Annotated in this window: 20 protein-coding genes; 11 read left to right on the top strand and 9 right to left on the bottom strand. The window is 70.0% G+C overall.

Annotated elements, in window-relative coordinates; genetic code table 11:
* Nucleotides 1-66 precede the first annotated feature (66 nt).
* The 4 genes from ACLQ2O_RS05400 to ACLQ2O_RS05385 all read left to right on the top strand — a co-directional run bounded on the left by ACLQ2O_RS05400 (nucleotide 67) and on the right by ACLQ2O_RS05385 (nucleotide 3,271).
* Nucleotides 67-588, top strand: coding sequence for a PadR family transcriptional regulator (locus ACLQ2O_RS05400; RefSeq protein WP_425827796.1), 522 nt, complete (start codon nucleotides 67-69; stop codon nucleotides 586-588).
* Complete coding sequence (locus ACLQ2O_RS05395; protein WP_425827794.1) at nucleotides 585-1,265, top strand: ABC transporter ATP-binding protein; 681 nt, start codon at nucleotides 585-587, stop codon at nucleotides 1,263-1,265. The genes ACLQ2O_RS05400 and ACLQ2O_RS05395 overlap by 4 nt, the downstream gene beginning before the upstream one ends.
* Complete coding sequence (locus ACLQ2O_RS05390; protein WP_425827792.1) at nucleotides 1,262-2,650, top strand: FtsX-like permease family protein; 1,389 nt, start codon at nucleotides 1,262-1,264, stop codon at nucleotides 2,648-2,650. Before ACLQ2O_RS05395 ends, ACLQ2O_RS05390 begins: the two co-directional genes overlap by 4 nt.
* Nucleotides 2,651-2,782: 132 nt before the next feature.
* The gene (locus ACLQ2O_RS05385; protein ID WP_425827790.1) at nucleotides 2,783-3,271 is read left to right on the top strand and encodes a hypothetical protein; all 489 of its coding nucleotides are present in this window, start codon (nucleotides 2,783-2,785) and stop codon (nucleotides 3,269-3,271) included.
* A gap of 3 nt (nucleotides 3,272-3,274) precedes the next feature.
* Here ACLQ2O_RS05385 and ACLQ2O_RS05380 read toward each other — a convergent pair whose 3' ends face one another.
* Nucleotides 3,275-4,150 (bottom strand): phosphoribosylaminoimidazolesuccinocarboxamide synthase, encoded by an 876-nt coding sequence (locus tag ACLQ2O_RS05380; protein ID WP_425827788.1) that lies wholly within the window; start codon nucleotides 4,148-4,150, stop codon nucleotides 3,275-3,277.
* A complete protein-coding gene (locus ACLQ2O_RS05375; protein ID WP_425827786.1) occupies nucleotides 4,147-5,214 on the bottom strand; it encodes an FAD-dependent monooxygenase in 1,068 nt (355 codons plus the stop codon). The genes ACLQ2O_RS05380 and ACLQ2O_RS05375 overlap by 4 nt, the downstream gene beginning before the upstream one ends.
* Before the next feature lie 48 nt (nucleotides 5,215-5,262).
* Here ACLQ2O_RS05375 and ACLQ2O_RS05370 point away from each other — a divergent pair, with 48 nt between their 5' ends.
* Nucleotides 5,263-5,952: a TetR/AcrR family transcriptional regulator gene (locus ACLQ2O_RS05370; RefSeq protein WP_425827784.1), complete on the top strand. Its 690-nt coding sequence runs from the start codon at nucleotides 5,263-5,265 to the stop codon at nucleotides 5,950-5,952.
* 37 nt (nucleotides 5,953-5,989) lie between these two features.
* The gene (locus ACLQ2O_RS05365) at nucleotides 5,990-7,420 is read left to right on the top strand and encodes an NAD(P)/FAD-dependent oxidoreductase (RefSeq protein ID WP_425827782.1); all 1,431 of its coding nucleotides are present in this window, start codon (nucleotides 5,990-5,992) and stop codon (nucleotides 7,418-7,420) included.
* A 326-nt stretch (nucleotides 7,421-7,746) separates the two neighbouring features.
* Here ACLQ2O_RS05365 and ACLQ2O_RS05360 read toward each other — a convergent pair whose 3' ends face one another.
* The 5 genes from ACLQ2O_RS05360 to ACLQ2O_RS05340 all read right to left on the bottom strand — a co-directional run bounded on the left by ACLQ2O_RS05360 (nucleotide 7,747) and on the right by ACLQ2O_RS05340 (nucleotide 12,596).
* Nucleotides 7,747-9,723, bottom strand: coding sequence for an ArnT family glycosyltransferase (locus tag ACLQ2O_RS05360; protein ID WP_425827780.1), 1,977 nt, complete (start codon nucleotides 9,721-9,723; stop codon nucleotides 7,747-7,749).
* Entirely contained in the window at nucleotides 9,723-10,949 is a 1,227-nt protein-coding gene (locus ACLQ2O_RS05355) for a glycosyltransferase (RefSeq protein ID WP_425827778.1), read from the bottom strand. Before ACLQ2O_RS05355 ends, ACLQ2O_RS05360 begins: the two co-directional genes overlap by 1 nt.
* 69 nt (nucleotides 10,950-11,018) lie before the next feature.
* Complete coding sequence (locus tag ACLQ2O_RS05350) at nucleotides 11,019-11,411, bottom strand: hypothetical protein (RefSeq protein ID WP_425827776.1); 393 nt, start codon at nucleotides 11,409-11,411, stop codon at nucleotides 11,019-11,021.
* Complete coding sequence (locus ACLQ2O_RS05345; RefSeq protein ID WP_425827774.1) at nucleotides 11,411-11,767, bottom strand: hypothetical protein; 357 nt, start codon at nucleotides 11,765-11,767, stop codon at nucleotides 11,411-11,413. The genes ACLQ2O_RS05350 and ACLQ2O_RS05345 overlap by 1 nt, the downstream gene beginning before the upstream one ends.
* 13 nt (nucleotides 11,768-11,780) lie before the next feature.
* A complete protein-coding gene (locus ACLQ2O_RS05340; RefSeq protein ID WP_425827772.1) occupies nucleotides 11,781-12,596 on the bottom strand; it encodes an AraC family transcriptional regulator in 816 nt (271 codons plus the stop codon).
* An 80-nt stretch (nucleotides 12,597-12,676) separates the two neighbouring features.
* Here ACLQ2O_RS05340 and ACLQ2O_RS05335 point away from each other — a divergent pair, with 80 nt between their 5' ends.
* Both ACLQ2O_RS05335 and ACLQ2O_RS05330 read left to right on the top strand, forming a co-directional pair.
* Entirely contained in the window at nucleotides 12,677-13,519 is an 843-nt protein-coding gene (locus ACLQ2O_RS05335; RefSeq protein ID WP_425827770.1) for an NAD(P)-binding domain-containing protein, read from the top strand.
* The gene (locus ACLQ2O_RS05330) at nucleotides 13,516-14,034 is read left to right on the top strand and encodes a pyridoxamine 5'-phosphate oxidase family protein (protein WP_425827768.1); all 519 of its coding nucleotides are present in this window, start codon (nucleotides 13,516-13,518) and stop codon (nucleotides 14,032-14,034) included. Before ACLQ2O_RS05335 ends, ACLQ2O_RS05330 begins: the two co-directional genes overlap by 4 nt.
* On the opposite strand, the gene purB is transcribed toward ACLQ2O_RS05330, so the two are convergent.
* Together purB and purD are read right to left on the bottom strand one after the other, a co-directional pair.
* Nucleotides 14,010-15,446, bottom strand: coding sequence for an adenylosuccinate lyase (gene purB / locus ACLQ2O_RS05325; RefSeq protein ID WP_425827766.1), 1,437 nt, complete (start codon nucleotides 15,444-15,446; stop codon nucleotides 14,010-14,012). The genes ACLQ2O_RS05330 and purB overlap by 25 nt on opposite strands.
* Nucleotides 15,447-15,530: 84 nt before the next feature.
* Nucleotides 15,531-16,808 (bottom strand): phosphoribosylamine--glycine ligase, encoded by a 1,278-nt coding sequence (gene purD, locus ACLQ2O_RS05320; RefSeq protein WP_425827764.1) that lies wholly within the window; start codon nucleotides 16,806-16,808, stop codon nucleotides 15,531-15,533.
* 114 nt (nucleotides 16,809-16,922) lie between these two features.
* Here purD and ACLQ2O_RS05315 point away from each other — a divergent pair, with 114 nt between their 5' ends.
* From ACLQ2O_RS05315 to ACLQ2O_RS05305, 3 genes are read left to right on the top strand one after another with little or no spacing between them, the layout of a single operon-like run.
* Nucleotides 16,923-17,813, top strand: a complete 891-nt coding sequence (locus ACLQ2O_RS05315) for a carbohydrate ABC transporter permease (RefSeq protein ID WP_425827762.1) — start codon at nucleotides 16,923-16,925, stop codon at nucleotides 17,811-17,813.
* Nucleotides 17,810-18,661, top strand: a complete 852-nt coding sequence (locus tag ACLQ2O_RS05310) for a carbohydrate ABC transporter permease (protein ID WP_425827760.1) — start codon at nucleotides 17,810-17,812, stop codon at nucleotides 18,659-18,661. The genes ACLQ2O_RS05315 and ACLQ2O_RS05310 overlap by 4 nt, the downstream gene beginning before the upstream one ends.
* Before the next feature lie 18 nt (nucleotides 18,662-18,679).
* Nucleotides 18,680-20,089 carry an ABC transporter substrate-binding protein gene (locus ACLQ2O_RS05305; protein ID WP_425827758.1) on the top strand — a complete coding sequence of 470 codons (1,410 nt, stop codon included), beginning with the start codon at nucleotides 18,680-18,682 and terminating at the stop codon, nucleotides 20,087-20,089.
* The last annotated feature ends 42 nt before the right edge of the window (nucleotides 20,090-20,131 follow it).

Raw genomic sequence — 20,131 nt, 5'->3', positions numbered from 1 at the left:
CGGCTCGCAAGGTCCGCGCATCGGCGACTATTCACTCAGTACATACTCCGTGTGTATAGTCCTCCCATGGCAACCGCAGAGCTGGTTCTGGGACTGCTGCACGGCGGCCCGGCGCACGGGTACGACGTGAAACGCGGTCACGACGCATGGTTCCCCGACAGCAAGCCGCTGGCGTTCGGGCAGGTGTACTCGACGCTGGCCCGGCTGGAGCGTGACGAGCTCGTCGAGATCGTCGACCGGGGCTCCGAAGGCGGTCCCGAGCGGACCGTCTACGCGCTGACCGCGAAGGGGCGGCAGCATCTGGCCGAGTGGCTGGCCGAGCCGATCCAGCCCGCGCTGGGCGCGGTCGACGAGCTGGTTCGCAAGGTGGTCGCGACGATCCGGACCGGCGAGGACGCGACCGCGTTCCTGGCCCGCCAGCGGTCCAGCCACCTGCGCCGGATCCGTGAGCTGAAGGCCTCCGACCGCGGCGAGGATCCGTCCGGCCGGCTCGCGCGCGACTACATGGCGCTGCACCTGGACGCCGATCTCCGCTGGCTGGACACCGCTCTTGATCGAATCACCGCTCAGAAGGAGAGCACCCGATGACCGACCTGGTCCTGGAAGTCCTCCGAGTGGAGTACGCGTACCGCCGCGACATCGCTCTGCGGGGTGTCTCGCTGCAGGTGCGTCCGGGCGAAGTCCTGGCCGTCACCGGCCCGAGCGGTTGCGGCAAGTCGACCTTGCTCCACTGCGCGGCCGGCATCCTGCGGCCGCAGGCGGGCACGGTGAAACTGGCCGGGCAGGACCTGTCGGAGCTGTCTGAGGCCGACCGCACCCGGCTGCGGCGTACCAAGCTCGGAGTGGTGATGCAGTTCGGCCAACTGGTCCCTGACCTGTCCCTGGTCGACAACGTGGCGCTGCCGCTGCTCCTCGAAGGCCACGACCGGGCGGCGTCACGCCGAGCGGCTCTCGGCTGGCTGGAGCGAGTCGGAGTGGCCGACGACGCGTACGCCGTACCGGCTGAGCTGTCCGGCGGGCAGAACCAGCGGGCCGCGGTCGCCAGGGCACTCGTCACGGGCCCGGCGGTCGTGCTCGCGGACGAACCAACCGGGAGCTTGGACAGCAGCGCCGGTGAGCAGGTCCTCGATCTGCTGCTCGAGGCGGCGAGAACCGGGGACACCGCCCTGGTCGTCGTCACCCACGACAACCTGGTCGCCGCGCACGCCGATCGCGAGGTCCGCTTGCGCGACGGCCTGGTCCAGCACGAGGTGGCGCTGTCATGAATCTCCGCACCTTGGTCACGCTGGCGCTTCCCCGGTCCGTCACCGATCGGCGCCGCCTGCAACTGCTGGTGCTCGGGGTCGCCGTGGCCGGCGCGTTCCTGCTGGCAGGACTGCGGATCACCCGGCTGTCCTCCGGCATCGAAGAACTGGACGGGGCCTACTACTCCGACGGGTCGGCTGACGCCTACAGCAACTACCTTCAGGAGGACGGCCTCCGCGGCGGGGTGACCCTGGCCACGGTCTTTCTGGCGGCGACGGCCTTCGCCCTGGCCTACCAGGCCCTCAAACTCGGTACGGCGGCCCGCGACCGCAGGCTGGCCGCGTTCCGCCTGGCGGGTGCGACCCCAGGCCAGGTCCGAGGGCTCGGCGCCGTCGAAGGAGCACTGGCCGGGCTGGCCGGCGGAGTCCTCGCCGGTCCCGTCTACTTCGCGCTCGCGTTCCTCGTCCAGGCGCTCCCGCGAGTGGCCAGGATCCTTCCTCGCCCGGATGGGTGGGACGTGCTCTATTGGCCGGTCTTCGCGCTGGTGCTCGGCGCCGCGACCGCGGCTGTGGGCGCGTGGCTGCGGCGTGGACTGGTGACGGATCCTGCGGCGGCCCCCGAGAACAAGCCGGTCCGGTTCCGGACCAGGATCATCTGCGGCGTTGCCGGCGTACTGATCGCCCTGGCCGGCACGAAGGCCCTGATGACCGGCTCGATGATCGTCGGTGCGGGCATCCTGTTCGTCCCGGCCGCAGGTGTCCTGATCGCCACGATCGCGCTGGCTCCGCTGCTGGCCTACAGCCAGGGCCGGCGGCTCAGCCGGTCGGGGGACCCGATCAAGGTGATCGCGGGCGGCCGGCTGATCCGGACCACGCGAGCAGCCGGCCGCTCGATCACCCTGCTGGTGCTCTGCGGTGCCGTGGTCGGGCTCTGCGCCGCCTCGATGTTCACGCTGTGGGTCCGGTACTCCGAGCACGAGGGCACCTGGGGAGGCTCAATGACCTTCCACTCCACCGGATTCGGCCTGGCCGCTGCCGCCTCCCTGGCGGTCGGACTGGCCGCCGGCGCCTCCTTGCTGGCCGGGACCGCCGACGACCTGCTCGACCAGCGGCGGAATCTTGCCTGCCTGAGCATCTTCGGCATGGGCGAGGCCCATCTCCGGCGATCGGTCCAGCTCCAACTGACCGCGATCGCGCCGCCTGCCATCGGGGTCGGCCTGGCGATCGGCTACCTCCTCACCGTGCTGCACGAGTCGCCGGGCAGGGACGGCACCGCTCTGCTGTGGTTCGTGATCGTGGTCCTGGTCGGGAGCGCACTGACCTGGGCGGTCGCGACCGGAGCAGCGGCCCTGCTGCGTGGTCAGGTCCGCGAAGCGATCGACCCGCAGAACCTGCGGTCGGCCTGACCGCACCGGCTCCGCGACGGCAGCGGCCGGTGTCAAGGAAGCAGGGGCCCCACCAGAGGAGGCCCCTGGGTCTTCCCTGGAGTGGAGCAGGGGGCCGTGATCGGTCGGGTGGTAGCGCTTAGCCTCAGGTGCATGTGGGTGTGGCAGTTGGTGCTGGCGGTCGGGTTCGGGATCGGGTCGGCGGTCGTTCCGGTGCTGAACGCTGAGGCGTACGTGCTGGGGGTCGGGGTCTCCGGGGCGCTCGATCCGGTGGTGGCGGCGGTGGGGGTGTCGGTCGGGCAGACGATCGGGAAGATCGTGATGTTTCTGGCGGTGCGGTACCGGCCGGGGTACGCCGGGAAGAAGTCCAAGGAGCCGAAGCCGCTCGATCTGGGCACCCGGTGGGGGCGGCTCCGGCAGTGGAACCGGGAGCTCAGCAAGCGGTTGCTGGATGCGTTGAGCGATCGGCGGTGGGGAGTGCCGGTGACGTTGCTGAGCGCATCGGTCGGGATCCCGCCGCTGTACGGCGTGGCGTTGATCGCGGGCGCCAGCCGCATGGGTGTGGTCACCTTCAGCCTGTCGGTGCTGGCCGGGCGGCTGGCGCGGTTCGTGACGCTGGCTCTCGGCGTCGGCCTGTTCTGACGCTCAGACGCTGAAGGTGCGCCCGGTCAGCCGCTCGTAGGCATCGATGTACGCCGAACGCGTGCGCTCGACGACCTCGTCGGACAGCGGCGGCGGCGCCTCGCCCGACTTCCGGTCCCAGCCGGACTCGAACTGCAGCCAGTCGCGCACGATCTGCTTGTCGTACGACGGCTGCGGCTTGCCCGGCGCCCACTCGGCGACCGGCCAGAAGCGGCTCGAGTCGGGCGTCAGCACCTCGTCGGCGAGCACGATCGTGCCGTCCGCGCGGGCGCCGAACTCGAACTTGGTGTCGGCCAGGATGATGCCGTGCTGCTCGGCCATCGCGTGCGCCCGCGCGTAGAGCTCCATCGTCAGGTCGCGCAGGCGGCCGGCGATGTCCGCGCCGACGGTCGCCACCACCGCGTCGTACGAGACGTTCTCGTCGTGCTCGCCGAGCTGGGCCTTGGTCGCCGGGGTGAAGATCGGCTCGTCCAGCCGGGAGCCCTCGACCAGGCCCGCGCGCAGCGGGATGCCGCAGACCTCGCCGGTGGCGTTGTAGTCGAGCAGTCCGGTGCCGCTCAGGTACCCGCGGGCGATGCACTCGACCTGGAAGATCTCGAGCTTCTCGCAGACCACCGCGCGGCCGGCGACCTCGGCCGGGACGTCGGTCGAGATGATGTGGTTCGGCACGTCGAGCTGCTCGAACCACCACAGGCTCATCGCGGTGAGCACCTTGCCCTTGTCCGGGATCGGCGTCTCGAGGATCCAGTCGAACGCGCTCATCCGGTCGCTCGCGACCATCAGCAGGTCGCCGGAGCCGAGCTCGTACAGATCGCGCACCTTGCCCGAGTGCAGGTGCTTGGCACCGGGAATCTGAACGGCCTGCGGAAGAGTGGTCACCTACGGGATTCTCCCATCTCCCGCTTCCGCCCCAGCACCCCGGCCACCTTGCCACCGACGGTGAACGCGCCGTCCCGTACGCCGCAGAGCACGCGGCTGTCGATCTGACCGACGCGGCCGATCGCCCGCGAGGTCCGGACGAGCTTCGTGGCCGCCGGCCGTCGCTCTTTGTCGTACCCCGCCAAGTTGCCCAGGTGTTTCGGCAATGCGGCTGCATCTTCTATGGCCGCACAAGCTCCCCTGCCCAGGTTCGGAGTCATCGCGTGCGCGGCATCACCCAGCAGCACGACATTGCCGTGTACGAACGGGACCAGCGGCAGCGTCAGGTCGTAGATGTCGTTCTGCAGCACGGTTTCCGTGGCCTTCAGCAACTGCGGGATCGGCTCGTGCCACTCACCGAAACCCGTCCACACCTCCGCGTTCAGCACTCCCGCCGGACGATTCTCGGTCGCGTACCAGTAGTACCGCCCGTCGATCAGCCGAGCGAAGCCGAACCGCCTGCCCCGCCCCCACGTCTCCCCGCCGCCGTCATCCAGCTCGACGTCGGCGATCCCTCTGTAGGCCGCATAACCGGAGTACTCCGGCCCGCCGTACGCCGGATACAAAGCACTCCGTACGACGCTCCGCAGCCCGTCCGCCGCGACCACGAGATCCGCGCGCAGCTCCTCCCCACCCGCCAGCACCGCGCCATCCTTGAACCCGTCGACCGTCACGCCGGTCCGCACAGTCACCCCCGGCCCGAACCGGCTCGTGATCAGGTCGTGCAGCTGCGCGCGACGGATCATCACCGGCGCCTCGACGCCCAATGCCGACGCCTTCACCACCCAGCGCCCGTCGGGCCGCCGCATCCCCGCCGGCGCGGACACCGCGGCCGCCTTCTCCACCCCGGTGACGCCGAGCTCGCCGAGCGCCTTCACGGCCGACGGCCAGACCGAGATCCCCGCGCCGACCTCGCCCAGCTCGGGCGCGCGCTCCAGCACGGTCACCTGCCAGCCGGCGCGTTCCAGGCCGACCGCCGCCGACACTCCTCCGATCCCTGCCCCCACCACCATCGCGGTCCTCATGCCTGGTGACTCTACATCTGTAGAGGCTTCGTCGGTAGAGTGTGGAACGTGCCGAAGAACCCCCCGCGCGGAGAAGACCGCCGCGCCGCGATCGCCGACGCCGCCATCCACCTGGTCGCCACCCGAGGCCTCCGCGGCCTGACCCACCGAGCCGTCGACACCGAGGCCGGACTGCCCCCCGGCTCCACGTCGTACTACCTCCGTACGCGGGACGCTCTGCTCACGGCGTGCGTCACCCGAATGCTCGAGCGCGACCTCGCGGCCCGGCCTTCGGCTGGGCCGGGGAAGGGGGGTGGAGAAGGGGAGCCGCTCGCCCCCGCCTCGCCGGTCGGCACCGCCGACCTGGCGGACCTGCCCCGCGAGCAGGTCGCCGGCCTGCTGACGCAGATGGTGCTGGAGCTGATCCGTTACCGCTCCGAGGACCAGATCGCGCGCTACGAGCTCTCTCTTGAGGCGAGCCGTCGGCCTGAGCTGCTCGACGCGATCACGCAAGGTGGGCGCGTGCTGCGTGAGCACCTCGTCGGGATTCTCGGTTCGCTCGGCGTTCAGGAACCCGAGCAGGCCGCCTGGCCGTTCGCCGCGATGCTCGACGGGCTGATCTGGGACCGCGTCGCCGGCGCCGGGCGGACCTTGACGGACGACGCGTTCGAGGCCGCCGTACGGCGTGCTGTCGGTGCGCTGCTGAGCGGGTTCCACGCCGACATGCGCGGGACTGCGGAGCCGCCACTTCGTCCCTAAAGTGGAAGTCACTGCCACTTTCGCTCTGGGGGTCCTGGTGTCGCTCGCCGAAGATTTCGCTGCCATCACCACGGCAGAGCGGCCCGCCCGCACCGACGTGATCCTGCGCCGGGCCGTCGTCCTCGGGGCGAGCATGGCGGGGCTGATGGCGGCGCGGGTGCTCAGCGACCACGCCGAGGAAGTGCTCGTGATCGAGCGCGACGAGACCGACGCGGGCGACGACCCGCGTCCGGGCGTACCGCAGGGCACGCAGGTCCACGCGCTGCTTCCGGCCGGTGCGGCGCAGCTCGATCGCTGGTTTCCCGGCTTCTACAACGACGCGGTCGCGGAGGGCCTGGTCGAGCCGACGCCCGATCAGGCGTACACCTTCGTCAACGGCGTACGGCGGGTGACGCCACCGCCGCTGACCGAGATCCGCACGCTGATCAGCACCCGCCCGTTCCTGGAGTCGCGGGTCCGGCAGCGGACGCTCGCCCTGCCGAACGTGCGACTGGTCGCCGGCCGGGCGGACGGGATCGGGTTCACGGGGGATCGCGTGACGAGCGTCCGGTACGTACCGGCGGGACCAGGCTCCCCGGGAGCGAGCCCCGCCCGTTCCGAGGAGAAGGTGAGCATCGACGCCGACCTCGTGGTCGATGCGACCGGGCGCTCGAGCAAGCTGAGCGACTGGCTCGGGGCCGCAGGGTGGCCCGAGCCCAAGCTGACCCGGATGCCGATCAAGCTCAACTACGCGTCCGCGCTGTTCGAGCGCAAGCCCGGCGAGATCCTGCTGTCGACCTCGCAGACCATGGCCGAACCAGGGCAGACGGCCCGCATGGGCGGGATCCTGCCGGTCGAGCGCGACCGGTGGCTGGTCCTGGTCGCCGGGTTCGCCGACGACCGTCCGAGCCGCGAGACCGAGGACTTCCACCGGCGCTGCCGCGAGGACTTCCCCTGGGTGTACTCGCACGTCGTCGACAACAACCCGATGGTCGGCAGCGTGGTCACCTACCACCAGGCCGACAGCCGGCGCCGCGACTACGACGAGCTCGACCGCTTCCCGGCCGGCCTGGTCGTCGCGGGCGACGCGGTCGCGTCGTTCAACCCGATCTACGGCCAGGGCATGACGTCCGCGACCCTGCACGCGTCCTGCCTGTCGGCGTACCTGCGCTCGAACCCGTCGCTCGACGAGCCGGCCTGGGACTACCTGCGCCAGGTCCGCGTGGTCGTCGACGCCGCCTGGCAGATCTCGACCTTCGCCGATCTCGCGCTGCCGCACGTCAACGGGCCGTTCCCGCGCGGCTACAAGGTGACCAGGTTCTTCACCGGCCTGATCTTCAGCGCCTCCTTGTACGACGCCCGCCTGAACGACGACTTCGCGCGCGTGACCACGATGCTCGCGCACCCCAGCTCGCTGGCCCAGCCGAAGACCCTCGCGCGGGCCTTGCGGGGGCTGATCCCCCGGCCCGTTGCCACAACCGATCGGTGACTTTCGATCAACTGGTCCGAGTCTGCCCCGGCTGCTGCTGACCGGGGTCCTGCTGGGTTCCTTGGCCGGGAGCCTGCTGAGTCCCTTGCCCCGGCTGATTCTGCTGGTTGCCAGGGAACTGCCTCATCCCTCCACCACCAGGTCCACCGAACTGGCTCTGCTCGTTCCCGGTCGATCCACTCCCCCACGCGTGTCCTACAGCAGTACCACCGAGAAAGGCGAGTACGGCAAGGATCGATCCCGCGCCGGCCAGCGCCAGTCCACTCGGGGCCTTCTTCCCTCGGACCTTCGGTTCCGTACCTGTGCTGCCTCGTACTGGGTCATCGTCATGCTCCGTTGCTCGTGAGGTCGTAGATGGTCGTACTGCCGATGGTCTGGGCCTGGAAGTTCTCCTGCACCCAGGTGGAGATCTCGCTCGAGGTGCCGCCGCCCCGACCGCCGCCGAAGCCTCCGCCGCCACTGCCCACGAAGTAGTGGACCTTGCCTTGGGCAACGAGTTGCTGGAACTCGGCGAGTGACGGCGCCGGGTCGGTACCGTTGAAGCCGCCGATCGCCATCACGGGAACCCCCGCGGCGATCTGGAGCGGCGCAGCTCCATTGGCGGTGACCGCCGCCGCGGCCCAGGTGTAGCCGTTCGCGCCCTGCTGCAAGAAGGTGACCAACTCGCCGGAGACTCCGCTGGTGCCGCCGCCTCCGAGGAAGCCGCCCATCCCACCGCCGCCGCGAGGCGTGCCGCCGGTGGTCGCACCGGGCCCACCGTTCGTCGTACCGGCTTGCCCGCCGGGCGGGCCGCCCATCCCGCCGCCGCGGCCGCCGAATCCTCCAGCCCCAGCAGGCCCGGCCGACGGCAGCGCCCCGGCGTGCGCCTCGCTGATCGTCGACACCGAGTACGCCGTAGGCCCAGCAAGCGCCGTCAGCACCAGCAAAACTCCGGCGAACACCCCAGCCCGCCGAGCCGTTGCCCGAGGCAACCCCAGCTCCGGCAGCACCATCACCGCCCCCGCAGCAGCAACTCCGAGCAGTAGCACGATCCATCGCAGCCACGGCAGGTAGTCCGGCGTCGACGACAGCAACGAGAAGCTCCACCCCGCGGTCAGCAGCACCCCGCCGGCCAGCACCACCCGCGGCAACCATTCACTCCGTCGCCGCCACAGCACCATCCCCGCCGCACCGATCAACGCCGCGATCGCCGGCGCCAGCGCGACCATGTAGTAGCTGTGAATGATCCCCTGCATGTAGCTGAAGACCAGTCCGGTGACGACCAGCCAGCCGCCCCACAGGATCGCGAAGGCCCGTGTCCGGTCCCGCCGCCCGGAGCGCCCGGCCGCGACCACCAGCACCACCGTCGAAATCAATGCCGCAGGCAACAACCAGGCGATCTGACTGGCGAACTCCCCGCCGAACAACCGCTGCACCCCGGTCGCGCCACCCCAGCCAGGGTTCCCGACTCCGCCGCCGACCGATCCGGCTTCGTTTCCCGTCAACCGCCCGAGACCGTTGTAGCCCAGCGTCAGTTCCAGGATGCTGTTCGTCGGCGATCCACCGACGTACGGGCGGGCCGACGCCGGCAGCAGTTCGACGATCGCGATCCACCACCCCGCACCGACGATCATCGCTCCGAGGGCGACGACGCTGTGCACGATCCGCTTCCCGAGCGCGGGCCGACCGGCGACCAGGTACGCCAGGCCGAACGCCGGCAGCACCAGGAACGCCTGCAGCATCTTCGTCAGGAACCCGAACCCGACCAGCAGCCCGGCCAGCGCCATCCATCGCCAAGCGAACCGCTCCGAGTCGATCGCGCGCGTCACCGCCCACGCCCCGGCGACAAGCAGCAGCACCAACAGCGCGTCCGGGTTGTTGAACCGGAACATCAGTACGGCGATCGGCGTCAGCGCCAGGATCCCGCCCGCGAGCAACGCCGCGTTGGCCGAGAACCACCGCCGGACGGCGACGTAGACGAACCCGACGCTCGCCACGCCCATCAACGCCTGCGGGACCAGCATGCTCCAGACCCCGAACCCGAAGATCCGGCCCGACAGGCCCATCACCCACAGGGAGGCCGGCGTCTTGTCGACGGTGATGAAGCTGGAGGAGTCGAACGCCCCGAAGAACCAGGCCTTCCAGCTCGTCGACCCGGCCTGGACCGCGGCCGCGTAGTACTCGTTGGCGTAACCGTTCTTCGACAGCCCCCACAGATAGGCGATCGCCGTCAGCACCAGCAGGCCGCCGTACAGGACCTTGTCGCGGCTGATCGCGTACGACGTCGCGACCGTCACGCGTCGTGGTTGGGTCAGGGTGCTCATCAGTTGCTCCGGGTGTGGTCGAGAACCGCCGGGGGTTCGAAGGTGGGCAGGGTGGGCGCCTCGTCGTCGAAGACCCAGCTCTGGAAGAGGCTGAAGCGGACGACCGTGGCCGCCAGGTTCGCGACCGTCAGCACGGTGACCTCGACAGCAGTGGCCGGTACGGCGACCGCCGTGTGCAGGAGCCACAGCGACGAAGCGGTCAGGCTCCAGCCGATGAAGAAGGTGACGAGGCCGCGCAGCTGGTGCCGGCCCCGGTTCTCGATACCGCGGACGCCGAAAGTGACCCGGCGGTTCAGCGCGGTGTTGCCGACGGCCGTCACCAGCAGGGCGACCAGGTTCGCGACCTGGGCCGGCATCGTGTGCCGCAGCAGCAGGTAGAGCACGGCGTACACGATCGTGCTGAGCACGCCGACGCAGGCGAACCGCAGCACGCGCGCGGCCAACGCCGTCCGAGGGTCAGCGACAGCCGGTCGGCCGAAGGTCTGCCGGACAGGTTCGAGCGGCAACCGCCCGACGGTCCGGTGCAGCCGCGCGATCCCGCGCAGGTCGTCGGCGACCGTCTGCGCGATCGCGACGCGGGAGTCCAGGTCGTCGACCCAGTCCACCGGCACCTCGTGGATCCGCAGCCCGGCCCGCTCGGCCAGGACCAGCAGCTCGGTGTCGAAGAACCAGCTCGGGTCCTCGACCAGCGGCAGCAGTTCCGCCGCGACGTCGGCCCGGATCGCCTTGAACCCGCACTGCGCGTCCGAGAACCGCGTCCCGAGGGTTGCCTTGAGCAACAGGTTGTAGCCGCGCGAGATCAGCTCCCGCTTCGGCCGCCGGACAACCCGCGATCCACGGGCCAGCCGGGTCCCGATCGCGACGTCGCTGTGGCCGGCCACGAGCGGCGCGACCAACGGCAGCAAGGCGTTCAGGTTCGTCGACAGGTCGACGTCCAGGTACGCGAGCACGTCGGCTGAGCTGCCGGACCAGACCTGCTTCAGCGCCCGCCCGCGCCCCGGCTGCTCGATCCGGACGATCCGGACCCCGGGCAGCTCGGTGGCGAGCAGCGTGCCGATCTCGAAGGTGGCGTCGGTGCTCCCGTTGTCGGCGATGCAGACCTCGGCCGGGAACGGAAAGGCGGTGTCCAGGAACTCCCGGAGCCGCCGGACGTTCGGGCCGAGGTCGTACTCCTCGTTGCGAACGGGTACGACGATCTCGACCCGCGGATGACCTGAGTTCTGCATGCCTCCCAGGCTGTCGTCCCAACCTGTGCCGCTCCCCACACACGGCTGGGAGTTCCCTGGGAGTGGTTGCTACGCCGTACGGCGGAGCCAGAGCAGGCCGAGGATCGGGAGGACCAGCGGGACGAAGCCGTAGCCCTGGCCGAAGTGGGACCAGACGGTGGCGTCCGGGAAGTCGTCGGGCACGGCGTAGCTGAAGGCACCGATGCCGAGGACGCCGATCAGCTCGATGACGATGGCAACCGTTGCGATCTGGCGGGACAGGTGCGTGGCCTTGGCCAGCGCGAAGGTCGCCAGGACGTAGATGACCGCGGCCAGCGCCGACAGCAGGTACGCGATCGGGGCCCGGTCGAACTGGTTGACGATCTGGAAGACCGCCCGTCCGGTCGACGACAGGGCGAAGACGCCGTAGACCAGGATCAGGATGCGTCCCGGGCCGTGCCGGGTCGCCTCCGGTTCGGTCATCAGGCGGTCCAGACCTCGTGCATGCGCAGCTCCAGCACCGGGATCACGAAGCACGCGACGGCCAGCGCGCCGGCGCCCCAGCGGCTGCTCTCCGCCAGCGCCCACAACGCGCCGAGCGGCAGGATCAGCAGCGCGCCGACCAGGTACCCGAAGAAGAACCCGGCGGACACGTCGCGGTCGGTCCCGGCGAACTGCACGATCCCGACCACGAGCTGCGCGATCAGCGCGACCTCGACCACACCCAGTCCGGCCAGCAGCGTCCAGTTGATCCGGCGGTCCCTGCCCGCGAGCACGATCGCGAAGACCATCGCGGCAAGGGACAACCCGACAAGCGTCCAGGTGAGCGGTTCGTACACAGGTCAGAGGATGTCACGCAACCTGGTCGCGGTACTCGCCGGGGCGGACGCCGTAGAAGCGGGTGAAGGCGGCACTCAGCGCGTAGGCGTTGGCGTAACCGACCTGGCGGGCGACGGCCGCGAGCGTGTCGTCGGTGTCGCGCAACAGATCGCTGGCCAGGCAGAGCCGCCAGCAGGTCAGGTACGACATCGGGGGTTCGCCGACCAGCGCGTTGAACCGGCGCGCGAACGCGGCCCGCGACATCGTCGTACGGTCGGCCAGCTCCGCGACCGTCCAGCGGTGCGCGGGATCGGTGTGGATCAGGTCGAGGGCGGCGCCGATGGCGGGATCGTTCTGCGCGCCGTACCACTGAGGAGCGCCGGAGTCGGGCCTGTCCAGCCATTCGCGCAACGACGTCAGCAGCACCAGGTCGAGCAGGCGATCGAGCAACGCGCGACGGCCCGGCCGGCTGCCGCCCAGCTCACGTTCCAGCAGGCCGACCGCACCGGCGACCTCGTCGCCGGAATCGACCTTGAGGACAGGCGGCAGCCCGCCCAGCACGCGATCGCAGACTCCGCCGCTGATGTCGTAGCTGCCGGTGACCAGCAGGGCGTCCTCGGCGGACAGCGAATACCCGTGCGCGCCGATGACCAGGGCAACGTCACCCGCTGCCAGCTCGACCGGCGTCGTACCGTCGACTGCCAGTACGGCGGACCCGCCGCGGACCATCGTCACCACGGTCAGCCCGGCGCCGGCCTCGCACCGGACGGTGCCCGACGTCCAGTCGCTCTCCACCACCACCTGGCGCGGGCGAACGTTGTCCAGCAGCCGCGAGAGCGTGTCGTCCATCCGGCAACCGTAGACGATCTCGTATCCGAGCGCGACCGACAGATATTTCAGACCCGCGTCCGAGCGGATTGACTGAGGTCATGAATCCCGTGACAGTCCTCGGTGCCGGAGCCCTCGGCGCGGTCATCGCCCAAGCCTTCGCCACCGCCGGCCACCCGACCACCGTCTGGAACCGCACCCCCGCCCGGCTCTCGGCGCTGGTCGAGCAGAGCCCGTCGCTGCGCACCGCCGACACCGTCGCCGATGCGATCGCCGCCGGAGACCTGATCGCCATCGCGGTCGCCGACGTCGCAGCCGCGCGAGCCGTGATCGAGGCAGCCGGCGTCGCCCTCACCGATCGCCTGGTCGTGAACTTCACCTCCACCACCCCCGAGGAAAGCCGGGCCCTGGCCGAGCTCGTCGGCGCCAACTACCTCGACGGCGCCGCGATGAGCGGCACCCGCCTGGTCGGCGACCCGTCCGCCCTCTTCCTGTACGCCGGGCCCGCCGCGACCTTCGCCGCGGCCGAGCCCACCCTGCGAGCACTCGGCGCCGCCCGCTCGGTCGGCGAAGACCCCGGCGCCTCGTCCCTGTGGGACACCGCGCTGCTCGGTCTCAACCTCGGACTGCTCACCGGCTTCTACCAAGCGGCCGCCCTCGTCGGCGGCTCGGCGCAGGACGTCGCCGCCGTCGCGACGTCGTACCTCCCCTTCGCGACTGCCCTGATCACCGACCACGCCGGCCAGATCGACGCCGGCACCTACCCCGCCGACGACGGCAACCTCACCGTCTACGCCGGCGTCGTGCAGCACCTCATCGCCACAGCCACCGCCCGCGGCGTCGCCCCCGACCTCGCCGAGTCCTGGCACGCGCTGATCACCCAAGCCATCGCCCAAGGCCGCGGATCCGACGGCCTCGCCGCCCTCACCGAGGCACTCCGATGACCACGACAGTCCCGTACGCCGACCTCCGCGACGACCTCAGCGCGATCCTGTCCAGGATCAACTACGCCACGATGACCACCGTCGATCCGTCGGGACGACCCCGCTCCCGGGTGCTGATCGCCGTCTGGGAGTTGGCCGGCCCCACTCCCCTCGGCTGGCTCGCCACGTTCCGTACGCCGGTGAAGTCGCGCCACCTCGCCGCGAACCCGTACGCGACGTTCTCGTACTGGGACCCGCGCCAGGACACCGCGAGCATCGACACCGTCGCGACCTGGACCGACCAGACGGACGAGCGGCACCATGTGTGGAAGCTCTACCAGGAAGGCTCACCGCGCGGCGTCGGGTACCCACCGGAGCCGTACTGGCCGGGTGGCCCGGACAGCGAGGAGTTCCAGGTGCTCCGGCTCGAGCCCTACCGCATCCAGGTGATCCGCGGGTACGAGCTCGGCCGGGGCGTGCCGGCCCGGCAGTGGAGCCGGCCCGTCACAGATCAGAGGATGTCGCCGGGGCTGTAGGACGCGGCCTCGGGGTAGCGCTTGGCGAGCTGGTCGATCTTCGCGACGACCGCGTCGACCTGGCCGACGGCCGCGCCGGTGAAGGTGAGCGGTTCGCCGACGATGCCGACGATCTGGGCCTCGGTCAGGCCGAGGCGGCCGTCCTCGCCGAGGCGGTGGAACAGGTCGTTCGCGGCCAGGCCCTTGCGCAGGTCGAGCGCGGTGGCGACGGCGTGCTCCTTGATCACCTCGTGCGCGGTCTCCCGGCCGACGCCGTTCTTCACCGCGGCCATCAGGATCTTCGTCGAGGTCAGGAACGGCAGGTACCGCTCCAGCTCGCGGTCCACCACGGCCGGGTACACGCCGAACTCGGCGAGCACGGTCAGGAACGTCTCGAACAGCCCGTCGAGCGCGAAGAACGCGTCCGGCAGCGCCACCCGCCGTACGACGGAGCAGAAGACGTCACCCTCGTTCCACTGGTTGCCGGCCAGCTCGCCGGCCATCGACGCGTAGCCGCGCAGGATCACCGCGAGCCCGTTGACCCGCTCGCAGGACCGGGTGTTCATCTTGTGCGGCATCGCGGACGAGCCGACCTGGCCCTCCTTGAAGCCCTCGGTGACCAGCTCGTGCCCGGCCATCAGCCGGATCGTGGTCGCCAGGCTCGACGGCCCGGCGGCCAGCTGCACCAGCGCGGAGACCACCTCGTAGTCGAGCGAACGCGGGTAGACCTGGCCGACGCTGGTGAGCGTACGGCGGAAGCCCAGGTGCTGCGCGACCTCCGACTCGAGCCCGGCGAGCAGCTTGTCCTGCCCGCCGAACAGGTCGAGCATGTCCTGCGACGTACCGACCGGGCCCTTGATCCCGCGCAGCGGGTACCGCTCGATCAGCTCCTCGAGCCGCGCGATCGCGACCAGCAGCTCGTCGGCCGCCGAGGCGAACCGCTTACCCAGCGTCGTCGCCTGGGCGGCCACGTTGTGCGACCGGCCGGTCATCACCAGCGCGGCGTGCTCGGCGGCCTTCTGCCCGAGCTGGACCGCCGTCGCGACCGCGCGGTCCCGGACCAGCTCCAGCCCGGCCCGGATCTGCAGCTGCTCGACGTTCTCGGTGAGGTCGCGCGACGTCATGCCCTTGTGGATGTGCTCGTGCCCGGCGAGCGCGTTGAACTCCTCGATCCGGGCCTTCACGTCGTGCCGGGTGACCCGCTCACGCTCCGCGATCGACTCCAGGTCGACCTGGTCCAGGACCCGGCGGTAGTCCTCCAGGACCCCGTCCGGCACGTCCACGCCGAAGTCCTTCTGCGCGCTCAGCACCGCCAGCCACAGCTGCCGCTCGAGCACGATCTTGTGCTCCGGCGACCACAGCTCGGCCATCGACAGGCTGGCGTAGCGCGCGGCGAGAACGTTCGGGATCCGGGGCTTGCTGGAGTTCGGCACGGCCCCATTCTCCCTGGTACGGCGAACCGCCTCGTACGGGGTGGTCAGCGCAGCTCGGCGCCGACCGCCACGATCCGCGGTGACTCAGAGGACGATCTCGCCCCGGGCCGCCTTCAGCGCGATGTCCGTGCGGTGCTGCGATCCCTTGATCCGGATCTGGCCGACCCCGGCGTACGCACGCTGCCGCGCCTCGTCGAGGTCCTTGCCGGTCGCACTGACCGCGAGGACGCGTCCACCGGCGGTGACGAGCTCGTCGCCGTCCTGGCTGGTCCCCGCGTGGAAGACCCGGACGTTGCCGGCCTCGGCCTGGTCGATCCCGGCGATCGGGTCGCCGCTGCGCGGTTTGGCCGGGTACTTCTTGGCCGCGACCACGACGGCGACCGCGGAACCGTTCTTCCAGGCCAGCGGCTCGGCGTCGGCCAGCTTGCCGGTCGCGGCGGCGTACAGGACCCCACCGAGCGGGGTCTTCAGCAGCGGCAGCAGCGCCTGCGTCTCCGGGTCACCGAAGCGGCAGTTGAACTCGATCACGCGAACGCCCCGGCTGGTCAGCGCGAGACCGGCGTACAGGAGGCCGCTGAACGGCGTGCCGCGGCGGCGCATCTCGTCGACCGTCGGCTGGAGCACCTTCTCGGTGATCTCCTCGACCAGCTTGTCCGGTGCCCACGGCAACGGTGTGTAGGCGCCCATGCCACCGGTGTTCGGGCCCTCGTCGTTGTCGCCGAGGCGCTTGAAGTCCTGCGCCGGCTGCATCGGCAGCACCGTCGTCCCGTCGGTGATCGCGAACAGCGACACCTCCGGGCCGTCCAGGAACTCCTCGATCAGCACCTGCCCGCACTCGGCCGCGTGCGCCAGGGCCTCGTCGCGGTCCGAGGTCACCACGACACCCTTGCCGGCGGCCAGCGCGTCGTCCTTCACGACGTACGGCGGACCGAACGCGTCGATCGCCTCCGCGGCCTGCTCCAGCGTCTTGCACACGTACGCCCGGCCGGTCGGCACGCTCGCGGCGGCCATCACGTCCTTCGCGTACGCCTTCGACCCCTCAAGCCGCGCCGCCTCCTTGGACGGCCCGAAGACCGCGATCCCGGCCGCGCGCAGCGGATCGGCGAGCCCGGCCACCAGCGGGACCTCGGGCCCGACCACAACCAGGTCGGTCCCGGACTCGCTCGCCAGCGCGACGACCGCGGCGTGGTCCGAGATGTCCACCGAGCGGCAAACGATCGTTTGCCCGTCGTACGCCGGGCGCAAGGCGGCGATGCCAGGGTTGCCCGGGGCCGCCACCACCTGCGCGACGTCGGGATCCTGACTCAGCGCCCAGACAAGTGCGTGCTCACGGCCGCCAGAGCCGATGACAAGAACCTTCACGGGCCATGAGCCTAGTGCACCGTTGTGTGTGGCTGGTCCGGTCGGCCCTGGCCGGGTGTAAGACTGCGCCCTACTGGAGGTACTGGATTGACTACAAGCTCGGCACCGGCGCCCGTGCGTCGACGGCCCACCCCCGCGTCCCTGCTGTCCTGGCTGATGCTGGCCCCCTGCATCGTGATCTTCGCGCTGTTCATCGTCTGGCCGCTGGGCAAGTCGGTCTCGCTGTCCCTGCACGGCTCCGACCTGTTCGGTCGCCCGGACGCCTTCGTCGGGCTGCAGCACTACCGCGACATGCTCGGCTCCGCGGAGTTCCGCCACATCCTGTGGGTGACCTTCGCGTTCGTGCTGCTGACCGTGATCCCCGGCGTCCTCGGCGGGCTCGCGATCGTGCTGCTGCTCGAGCAGCACATCAAGGGGATCCGGATCTTCCGGACCGCCTTCGCGCTGCCCTTCGCCTTCTCGGTCGCCAGCGCGTCGGTCATCTTCGCGACCATCTACAACCCGGCGATCGGCCTGGCCAACGGCCTGCTCGGTCGTTTCGGTGTGGACCGGATCGGCTGGCTCACCGACCCCGACTGGGCGCTGGTCAGCGTCGCGATCACCACGGTCTGGATGAGCATCGGCTACAACGTGCTCGTGCTGTCGGCGGGGATCGGCGCGATCCCGCAGGAGATCAACGAAGCGGCCACCCTGGACGGCGCCGGCGGCTGGCGCGCGTCGCGGTTCATCACCGTGCCGCTGCTCGGCCCGCAGCTGTTCTTCCTGGTGGTGATCACCACCATTCAGTCGCTGCAGGGCTTCGGCCAGATCAAGATCCTTACCCCTGAGGGCGGTCCGGAGCAGTCCACCAAGACGCTCGTGTACTCGATCTACCACACGGCGTTCGCGAACAACGCCAGCGACTTCGGCGCCGCGTCGGCGCAGGCGATCGTGCTGTTCGTGATCCTGCTGGCCTGCACGGCGATCCAGTTCGGCGTCCTCGAGAGGCGGGTGCACTACAAGTGAGGAACCTGACCGTGGGCCGCGTCGTCACGTACGCCGTACTGGTCGTGGCCGCGCTGGCCGTCATCTTCCCGGTGTACTACGTGATCGCGGGCTCGATCATGTCGCCCGGCCAGATCTCGTCGTACCCACCGGACCTGTTCCCGCACGGGATCTTCACCGGCAACTACGAGGGCGCCTCGTCGTCCGGGACGCCGATCGGCCGGCAGTACCTGAACTCGATCCTGCAGACCTCGATCATCACGCTGTCCCAGCTGATCACCAGCGTGCTGGCGGCGTACGCGTTCGTCTTCATGAAGATGTGGGGCCGGACCGTGCTGTTCGGGCTCTTCCTGGCCACCTTGATGGTGCCGTGGGAGTCGATCGTGCTGCCGAACTACCTGACCATCACCGGCTGGGAGCTCGGCGGCGAACGGTTGACCGCGTCGTACGCCGGGACGATGATCGCCCTGGTGCTGCCGTTCCTGGCCAACGCCTTCGGGGTGTTCCTGCTGCGGCAGTCGTTCCTGCAGTTCCCGGTGGAGCTGCGGGACGCGGCGACGATCGACGGAGCCGGGCACTGGCGGTTCCTGACCCGGATCCTGGTCCCGCTGAACAAGCCGGCCCTGATGGCGGTCGGGCTGTACGTGTTCCTGGCCGCCTGGAACCAGTTCTTCTGGCCGCTGCTGATCGGCGACTCGGCCGAGCGCCGCACGCTGCAGATCGGCATCAGCCAGCTGAACGACGCCGAAGCCGCCGACCCGGGTCTGATCCTGGCCGGCGTCACCTTGTCCATCCTGCCCACCCTGGCCATCGTGATCTTCGGCCAGCGCTTCATCGTCCGCGGGCTGACCGCGGGCGCGATCCGTTAGTAGAAAGAGGTCTTGAGCATGCGATCAGTCCGACAACGGCGTACGGCGACCGCGGTGTCCCTGCTGGCAGTGCTCGCCCTGGTGGCGGCCGGGTGCGGGAGCAGCGACTCCGGCGACGGTGAGACCAGCGGCGGGCAGGACGCGCCCGACGCGAGCGCGCTGGACAGCGCCACCGGCGTCACCAAGGTGACGTTCTGGCACGGCATGAAGGGCGCCAACGGCGAGGCCGTCGACAAGCTGGTGAAGGCCTTCAACACCAAGAACAGCGGCAAGATCGAGGTCCAGGCCGTCTACCAGGGCGACTACGACGAGACGATCACCAAGTACAAGACGTCGGTGCAGCAGGGCAACACGCCGTCCGTCGTACAGATCTACGACATCGGTTCGCGGTTCATGATCGACTCCAAGCAGACCGTGCCGGTGCAGAGCTTCGCCGACAAGGACGGCTACGCGCTGGACTCGATCGAGCCGAACATCGCGAACTACTACTCGATCGACGGCAAGCTCAACTCGATGCCGTTCAACACGTCGATGCCGCTGCTGTACATCAACAAGGAGGCCTTCGTGAAGGCCGGCCTCGACCCGGCCAAGCCGCCGTCGAACCTCGACGAGATCATGGCGGCCGCGAAGAAGCTGACCGTCAAGCAGGGCGGCAAGACCGTCCAGTACGGCTTCAACGCGGCGATCTACGGCTGGTTCATGGAGCAGCTGATCGCGCAGTCCGGTACGACGTACTGCGACAACGAGAACGGCCGCAAGGACCTCGCGACGCAGGTCAACTTCGCCGACGAGCAGGCCGTGAAGGTCGCCACCTGGTACCAGGAGATGGTCAAGCAGGGCCTGATGCCGAACACCGGCAAGAAGACCGACGACGCGCAGGCCGTATTCAAGTCCGGCACGTCGGCGATGCACCTGGAGTCGACGGGCTCGCTCCGCGGCTACCTGGACGCCGCCAAGGGCAAGTTCACCGTGATGACCGCGCCGTTCCCGAAGCTCGGCTCCGCCGACACCGGCGGCCCGATCATCGGCGGCGCCTCCTTGTGGGTCGACGGCGTAGGCCACTCCGACGCCGAGAAGCGCGCCTCGTGGGAGTTCGTGAAGTTCGCCTCCACCCCCGAGCAGCAGGCCGCCTGGCACACCGGCACCGGCTACTTCCCGATCAACTCCAAGGCCCTCGACCTCCCCGAGGACAAGGCGTGGGTCGCGCAGTACCCGCAGTTCACCACCGCCATCACCCAGCTCCACGACACCAAGCCGACCAACGCGTCCTCGGGCTGCATCCTGGGCGTCATGCCCCAGGCCCGCAAGGCCTCCGAGGACGGCCTCGAGAAGGCAGTCCTCGGCACCGACCCGGCCACCGCGATGAAGGCCGCCGCCGACTCCATCAAGCCCCAGATCGACCAGTACAACAAGACGGTCAAGAAGTAGCAGGTACCTCTTCTGAAGCGGCCGGCCCCTCTCGGGGTCGGT

This window comes from Kribbella sp. DT2, from assembly GCF_049844575.1.
Taxonomy (GTDB): domain Bacteria; phylum Actinomycetota; class Actinomycetes; order Propionibacteriales; family Kribbellaceae; genus Kribbella.
This window is presented reverse-complemented; position numbering and strand designations above follow the sequence as displayed.